Annotated in this window: 7 protein-coding genes and 1 pseudogene; 4 read left to right on the top strand and 4 right to left on the bottom strand. The window is 46.4% G+C overall.

Going from position 1 to position 7,521, the window contains the following annotated elements; genetic code table 11:
• Positions 1–111: pseudogene (locus GMA8713_RS28315) on the top strand (IS630 family transposase); the annotation flags it as partial.
• Positions 112–776: 665 nt separating this feature from the next.
• Here GMA8713_RS28315 and GMA8713_RS27555 read toward each other — a convergent pair.
• The 4 genes from GMA8713_RS27555 to GMA8713_RS24750 form a co-directional block, all read right to left on the bottom strand.
• Entirely contained in the window at positions 777–941 is a 165-nt protein-coding gene (locus tag GMA8713_RS27555; RefSeq protein ID WP_157515781.1) for a hypothetical protein, read from the bottom strand.
• A 59-nt stretch (positions 942–1,000) separates the two neighbouring features.
• Positions 1,001–2,890 carry an SEL1-like repeat protein gene (locus tag GMA8713_RS24760; protein ID WP_062715228.1) on the bottom strand — a complete coding sequence of 630 codons (1,890 nt, stop codon included), beginning with the start codon at positions 2,888–2,890 and terminating at the stop codon, positions 1,001–1,003.
• 502 nt (positions 2,891–3,392) lie between these two features.
• The gene (locus tag GMA8713_RS24755; protein WP_062715226.1) at positions 3,393–3,758 is read right to left on the bottom strand and encodes a hypothetical protein; all 366 of its coding nucleotides are present in this window, start codon (positions 3,756–3,758) and stop codon (positions 3,393–3,395) included.
• Between the two features lie 44 nt (positions 3,759–3,802).
• A complete protein-coding gene (locus GMA8713_RS24750; RefSeq protein WP_062715224.1) occupies positions 3,803–4,483 on the bottom strand; it encodes a LexA family transcriptional regulator in 681 nt (226 codons plus the stop codon).
• A gap of 478 nt (positions 4,484–4,961) precedes the next feature.
• Here GMA8713_RS24750 and GMA8713_RS24740 point away from each other — a divergent pair, with 478 nt between their 5' ends.
• The 3 genes from GMA8713_RS24740 to tnpA form a co-directional block, all read left to right on the top strand.
• Complete coding sequence (locus tag GMA8713_RS24740) at positions 4,962–6,719, top strand: DNA-binding protein (protein WP_062715220.1); 1,758 nt, start codon at positions 4,962–4,964, stop codon at positions 6,717–6,719.
• 100 nt (positions 6,720–6,819) lie between these two features.
• Positions 6,820–7,242, top strand: coding sequence for a helix-turn-helix domain-containing protein (locus tag GMA8713_RS24735; RefSeq protein ID WP_232314567.1), 423 nt, complete (start codon positions 6,820–6,822; stop codon positions 7,240–7,242).
• Positions 7,243–7,303: 61 nt separating this feature from the next.
• On the top strand, positions 7,304–7,521 hold a 218-nt coding region (tnpA, locus tag GMA8713_RS24730), incomplete at its 3' end, for an IS66 family insertion sequence element accessory protein TnpA (protein WP_062714832.1).

Raw genomic sequence — 7,521 nt, 5'->3', positions numbered from 1 at the left:
CATCAATGCAAGTACATGTACCAGCTATTGGCACAGGTGAAGCACTTTATGGCGACGGCATCACCGTATCCTGGCTCAGGTCATGGGATGGCAAAAAAGACTCACAATTAGGATCAGCTATTTAGGTGATTAGAATGCGGGGTTTATGACGCGCTTACATTTAAAAGAGAAAAATGACGGATTCCGAGCATTCCGAACGCGGTTTCCGCGATTCAGATCGCTGATTTCGGAGTCAGGCTAAAAGTGATCGGATAATTGCGGAATCGGTGATCGGTTTAAACCGAAATGGGTGATCGGATAATCCCGAAATGACTGATCGGAATGCTCCGAAATATGCACTTATTTATAAACTTGTCCTATTTGATAAAGCCTGACGGCATCTTGCTCCAAAACGAGCTGTTGTCGTAGGGTTGGAGTTAACCTCATTTTCGACATACACCTTACTTCATCGTATTTTGTTTACATTTTAGTCAAGGCAAAGTGGAGCCTCTGATGAACAAGCATTGAAGAAATAAAAAAACAGGCCAAAACCAGGTACTTCCCCCTCAACCCCCATTCGCTGTGCAATTGAATGATGTCATGTCTGTAATTTGGTGATATGCCTCGCACCTACAGAAACCTGATGGGCTTTTCTGGTCACGGCCTTGTGAAGCGCGGAAACCTGCTCTACCTTTTGTTCGACCACCGAGTAGTGAGCAGCCACCCACTGTGTGAGCAATCTGCCGTCCTCAGGATTCGCTCCGTCACTTCGCCGGTGGTCAATCATCTTCTGCCGTTCAAGGCCCGTGTTTGCTGCCGATCTGAGGCAGTCTGCCTCGCATGGCCGGCGCTTTCTCAGGAAGCACCGACTCAGGCAAACGGAGGTGAGATTCCGTGAGGTTTGACGAAGAAGTTGGCGCATTGATTTCCTCCCTTGGGGCGAATTGACTGGTATCGTGCATCTTCAGATTGCATGGGTTTATAGGGCAGTAGGAGAAAATTCTTCCCATCACCCACCGAATTAATCGCAATTTAGATAGTCTGTCATTAGGCACTCACGAGCTAATTTCTCAGCATCGGAAATTTGGGCGTCACTCAATGGTGTAGTGATTTTTACTGGCTCTTCGGGGTTTTCATTTTTTTGGGAGATATAAAACCACATGTATGATTTTGTATCATTCTGTTCGACCCCACGGCCTCGCTTATACATCCAGGCTAATTTTTGCTGACCCTGCTCGTCGCCCTGTTTCGCTGCTAATCGGTAATATTTCACCGCTTCCTCGAAATTTCTTTCAACCCCAAGACCTTCTTTGTACATCCAACCCAAATTAGTTTGAGCTCTCGCGAACCCTTTGTCTGCCGCTAAACGATAGTATTTCACAGCCTCAGAGTCACTTCGTGGAACTCCTAGCCCGTCCTCGTAGAGTTCACCAAGATAGGTGAGCCCTCTTGAGTCTCCTTCTTCTGCTGCGAGTCGAAAGTAATTTGCGGCACTTTCGTAGTTAAGAGCAACACCTTTTCCTAATTTAAACATCCAGCCTAGGTTCGTCATAGCTCTTATATTTCCTTGGTCTGCAGCCAGTTTGTAATACCTAGTCGCTTCAGCGTTGCTCTTCTCTATACCAAGGCCGTCTTCATACATCATCCCAAGATTGTTTTGCGCTCTTGCAAATCCTTGTTCAGCAGCCAATCGGTAGAGTTTTAAAGCTTCAGTGTAGTTTTTGCTGACACCTCTCCCTTCTTCATACATCCATGCTAAATTCGTTTGTCCTCTCGGGCTTCCTTTCTCAGAGGCAAGACGATAATAGCTGACGGCTTTTTCATCGTTTTGAGTAACACCAAGGCCTTCCTCATATAGCCATCCAAGATTGTTCAACGAACGAACAGAGCCTTTTTCTGCTGCTAATTCGTACAACTTCAATGCTTCAGCAAGATCTTGACCTACACCTAGACCTTCCTCATACATTTCACCAAGATAAGTCATCCCATTCTTATCTCCTTGCTCTGCCGCCATCCGATAGTATTTCACCGCTTCAGAAAAACTCTGGGTGACTCCCCGACCGTCTTCATACATCCAACCAAGGTTATTGTGCGCTCGAGCATAGCCTTTACTTGAAGCCAAGCGAAAGTACTTCAAAGCCTCTTTGTAGTTCTGCTTTACACCTAGTCCATCCTCATACATTTCACCGACATATGTCAGTCCCCTTTTGTCTCCTTGTTTGCCCGCCTTGCGATAGTATTTCAACGCTTCGCTATAGCTTTGTGAAACGCCTAAGCCTGCCTCATACATCCAACCTAAACTGGTTTGAGCTCGCGCATTTCCTTGCATTGCAGCAAGACGGTAGTACTTCACGGCTTCGGCATCATTCTGGGAAACACCCAGACCTTCTTCGTACATCCCCCCGAGATTGACTTGAGCCCTTGCATACCCTTGCTCTGCAGCTAGTCGATAGTACTTAACCGCTTCAATATTACTTTTAGGTACGCCTCGTCCTTCTTCGTACATCCAACCAAGATTGTTTTGCGCAACGTCATACCCTTGATCAGCAGCCAAGCGATAATATTTCAGCGCCATACTATCACTCTGAGATATCCCTCTACCTTTGCGGTACATCCAACCTAGGCTATTCTGTGCGCGCGCATGACCCAAGTCAGCCGCAGATTGATAGTATTTGACAGCTTCTTGATCGTTTTGAGTAACTCCATCACCTTTCTTGAAGGCCTGTCCTATTTCATAAAGCCTGACGGCATCTTGTTCCAAAACGAGCTGATGGCGCAGGGTTGACTTAACCTCATTCTCGAAAACATCTGGTTCGTTTTTGACGATTTCAACCAATGGGTTATTATCATTCCCGGTGACCGCACATCCACTCAACACTAAAACTATTGCTACTAATAACTGCTTATTCATTTGCCTTCCCTGTCAACCAACTGACGCAATTGCATTCCCTATCGAGCTAAACGACCTGATATAAATTGACTCTACACCATGCCCCCATCGCATTTTGTTTACATTTGAGACAACTGTAACCCACCACTATTAATGAAACATTGGGATTGAATGGGATCGCATGGGATTTCGTGGGACAGCCCTTTGATAGCGCGGACTAAGCGAAAGCTGGAGAGTTCGAGCCGCAATCGCCTAATGTGGGACAAATCTAGCAAAAGACTACGTACGAATTCATCTGAGGTGAAATGAGGTCGGTCACAGCCGTTTCGGCTCGCACCTTTACCTGCTTTGGCTTGAAAGCTTTTCCTTGTTACAACGTTCCAAGTTATCCGCTTTTTGAATCGGATGCTTGATCCGATTCGTCTTATCTCACTTAACCTTATGATATTTATTTAATTAGCTAAGAATAAGCATGTGTAAAGAGATGTTGAATCGGATCTGATCTCATACCCTGTTTGCAACACTACCAGTGTTTAAACATACCAACATAAGTAAATTGAGAAGAGCCAATTACACAAGACCTAGGTGATTTAAAATCACTAGAATCTCCTACAACTATGTGTGTGGCATTCAATAAATGAGGTTTCAAAGCATCAAGTATTGGTTTTTGATTTTCCGTAGGTATACCCGCACTTAGGAAAAAGTTATCAATGCCATGAGAAAGGTCTTCAATATAGAAAAAGTCATGGTCGTAAAACAGTTCGTCTTGTTGGCAGGCAAACTCATTGATTGGAGAGTCATCTTCACTATATGTCTCTTTGAAAATCACGCTGATATCGTTGAGGCTGGTTTTTGCCACCCAGAAATGCGCGTTTTGTAATTCTGACATAACACGTAACCTATTTTGCGTTCGCTTAAACCTAAGTTAGCTCTCTACTTAAAATCCTTACCAAGCCAAACTACCCGGCCCAGGACTTCGATGTTCTGCAGCTTATCAGCTCCGACGTTCTCGTCTGGCTCTTTGTTGATATCAGTGTATACATCAACGCTGCCATCGACTCTGACCTTGACCCATCGGATAAGCATGTTGCCATTCAGTTTCAGGGCAAGCACACCATCGGAAACAGAAGCATCTGACATATCGATCATGACGCTGTCGCCGCCGCTAATGATTCCGCCTTCTACATAGCTTTTAACGAAGTAGATTCTCAAGCTTTCTGGCTTCAAACCTCGATACTCAAGCCATTTCTTCCTGAAGGCGAGCTTTCTCCTAACTGGAGCTGAGTTCTGCTCGCTGTTGTCCATCTCATCGACAGTGACATGGTAGCCCTCAACGAGAACGAACTCTTCACTATCAATGGTGGTGATGGCCTGCCTTGCCACTTGGTCAATACCAGTGACCACATCCCCAGTGAAGATCTCCCCTTCCCCGGTCGCAAACCAGTGAACACTAATACCGCCTACCAAACAGATTTTGGCGGCTATATCGAGACCAGGTACCCCACCCTTCAGGTATTTGCGAATCATAGTTTCGGATACACCGACTTTCGACGCAAAACTTCGAATACTTTGCTCGCCGATGATGTATTTCAGTCTGTCGGTAAGGGAGTTCATTACCCCTGTTTCCTCCGAAAAAATCTGTCCAGATTCCAAGCCGATTTAACCAAAAAAAATAAAAAGAAATCTATCAACTAGTTAAGTGTAAGTCGGAAGTATCAGGCAGATAAATGTGAACCAAATCACCGTCTATAAATTGATCAGCTCAAAAGTTCGCATTATATTTAATCTCATAGTTCGCACTGCGAACTATAGTGCGCAATATTCAATGTTCGCGATGCGAACAAAACAACCAAGAGTTTAAACCAAACCATGAAATTAGTCACCGCAAGAGACGTTCGTGCGGCACTGATCCAAAAAGGCTATAGCTGCCGAAGTTGGGCGCTTGAGAATGGATTTGGCCCGAGAACAGTTCAGAAATGTATTCAAGAGCACCCGCCTTGCTCCAAAAGAAAAGTTCGAGGTGGTGCGTACAAAGAAATCCTACGCGAACTATCAAAAACACTCGCTGAGGATCTACTAAGGAACAAAGCTGATGGGTAAAGAATGGTTTACCGCAAATGATCTGGCAGGTCTGCCCGCTATGCCCCAAACGGCCAGAAATGTGCGCATTCGTGCGGAAAAAGGCCAATGGCAAGTGCGTAAGCGCCCCGTGGGTAAAGGCTACGAGTATCACATCAGCTCACTGCCTGGTGCGACTATTGCGGAACTCAGCAAAACAGCAATTAAAGAAACTCATGGCGAACGTGCAGCTGCTCAGCTCAATGCCAGCTTAGACCAGGAGAACCGAGCGAAAGATAAGCAGCAGGCCAACATTCGTGCGGAGGGACTCAAAGCATTCAATACTCTCACTGACCGCCAGAAACAGCTCGCTGAATCTCGCGCAGAGATTGTTCGCCTGCGCTCGCTCTATTTATCTGCATTCAAGGGCCAACTGTCAGACGGTCACACCCACTTTATCCAAGAGTTTAAGGAGCAAACCCTTCCTCTCGAAAATACCGTTTACGAGGTGGTAGTAAACGTTAGTCGTTCAACCATTGATCGTTGGGAAAAAGCACTTCAGCAAGACGGGATTTGTGGTCTTGTTAGACGCAAAAATGCCCGAAAAAGTGACAGCGTCATATGCCAACAGCCAGAGCTTGAGCAGTTCTGTATCACCTTATTAATTTCACGCCCGCATTTTCAAAAACAGCCTTACAAGATGCGGGAATACGCGCTGGTACAAAAAGAGAAAACTAAGGCTAGTTGGACAGTACCTGCCCCATCCAGTTTTAGACGGTGGATCAACTACTGGGTAAACACAAATCAGGGCAAGCACACCTTCGCCGTTGACCACAAAAGCTTCTACGGCAAAGAACGTGGGCTAATCCATGACCATGATGCCTGGGTGAGTCGGCCAAACGACCTCTGGGAGCTGGATTCAACCCCGACTGACATCATGCTAAACGTTGATGGCAAGCTCGTGCGCTATTCCATTGTGGGCTGCATCGATGTCTACACCCGACGCGTGAAAATGCTTCTCGCACCGACCTCAACCTCTGAGGCCATTTGCTTGCTAATCCGCAAAACCATTTTGGATTGGGGGATGCCCAATCAAGACGGCGTCATCAAAACTGACAATGGCAGCGACTACATCGCGAATAAATCACGGGCCGTATTTGCTTCCCTCGGCGTAAAACACATGCGGGCGAAACCCTTCTCAGGATGGGAAAAGCCATTTATTGAACGTTTCTTTGGCACTTTCCAAGGCGGCATTGTTGAAGTGATGCCCAACTACATTGGCCATAACGTGAAAGATAGAGAGCTCATTGAAGCCTGTCATGCATTCGCAGCCCGCATTGGCGATGGAAAAAAGAAACGCTATGAAGATGCGCTAGAGCTTGGGATCTCTCCGAGTGAGATGCAGCAATTCATGGATGATTGGTTAGAGCATTACTACCACCAAAATCCACATTCAGGATTAGACGGTCTAAGCCCTTACCAGTACTACCAAAAAGCGAACTATAAGCCCCAATTTATTGCAGAACCGCGAGCTTTGGACACCTTATTGAATTTCGCCGGAGAGAAAAGCATTCGTCGTGGTGGCGTTCAGGTCAACAAACTCGTCTACCGTGCGCCAGAGCTCCAAGAAGAAAAATACATGCGTCAGAGGGTCAACGTATACCTCGACCCATGCGATGTGGCCCGTGCCTATCTCTACCCCGTCCATGGTGATGGTGAATGTATCGAGGCCGTCAACGCTGACTTGATAGGCCGTGAAATTAGTCCGCAAGAATTCATCGAAGCTAAATAGCTGTTCCTAATAGTAGATCTCAAAGATAAGAGAAACTCAGTCCGCTTTGTGCGATCTGATCAATCGCCAAACCGAAACATACCGACAAAAGGACTGAGTGATGGCCATCATAGCACCGATACCTCGTGGCGAACGTCGTAGGATGAAAAAAGCGATACAGACTACCAAGGACAAGGATTATGCCCGCAGACTTATTGCTCTCATGCAACTCCACGAAGGCAAAACGATTGTCGATGTCTGCCGTATTATCAGTGCAGCCCGCTCCTCAGTGGGTAGGTGGATTGACTGGTTTACTCAAGGTGGTATGGATGCCCTGCACGCTTTGCCTGTTGGCAGACCGCCAACGCTTCCCGTTAGCGAAATGTGTGCGATGCTGACTATTCTGGTTCAGTTTTCCCCGCAGGATTTCGGTTATCAGCGAAGCCGCTGGAGTACAGAGCTTTTAACGATGCAGCTCAATGATGTATTCCAAAGTACAGTGGCGGCTTCTACGGTCAGGCGTTGGTTACCGGTAAGCGGTTAATAAACCCCACATACCAATAACACCAGTACTTTGACATAGTGCCTTTTTCAACGGAGGCACCATGAACCAAGAGCAAAAACGCGCCCATTGGGCAGCCATTGTTGAGCAACAAAAACAAAGCCCGCTCTCCATCAAGCAATTTTGTGCAGACCGCGGCCTCAGTTACCAAACCTTCCACTATTGGTCTAAACGATTAAGCTCTCCTGACTCGACGCAGACGCTTCAGCCAATCATTTTCAATGAACATGAACAGACGAAAGCTGAGTCAGTGATCATTAC

The sequence above is a fragment of the Grimontia marina genome, from assembly GCF_900060185.1.
GTDB classification, from domain to species: domain Bacteria; phylum Pseudomonadota; class Gammaproteobacteria; order Enterobacterales; family Vibrionaceae; genus Enterovibrio; species Enterovibrio marinus.
This window is presented reverse-complemented; position numbering and strand designations above follow the sequence as displayed.

Bases quoted from the DNA above. Each gene is read 5' to 3' on its own strand.
- GMA8713_RS27555 (WP_157515781.1), bottom strand. From the start codon at position 941: ATGCACGATACCAGTCAATTCGCCCCAAGGGAGGAAATCAATGCGCCA.
- GMA8713_RS24760 (WP_062715228.1), bottom strand. From the start codon at position 2,890: ATGAATAAGCAGTTATTAGTAGCAATAGTTTTAGTGTTGAGTGGATGT.
- GMA8713_RS24755 (WP_062715226.1), bottom strand. From the start codon at position 3,758: ATGTCAGAATTACAAAACGCGCATTTCTGGGTGGCAAAAACCAGCCTC.
- GMA8713_RS24750 (WP_062715224.1), bottom strand. From the start codon at position 4,483: ATGAACTCCCTTACCGACAGACTGAAATACATCATCGGCGAGCAAAGT.
- GMA8713_RS24740 (WP_062715220.1), top strand. From the start codon at position 4,962: ATGGGTAAAGAATGGTTTACCGCAAATGATCTGGCAGGTCTGCCCGCT.
- GMA8713_RS24735 (WP_232314567.1), top strand. From the start codon at position 6,820: ATGGCCATCATAGCACCGATACCTCGTGGCGAACGTCGTAGGATGAAA.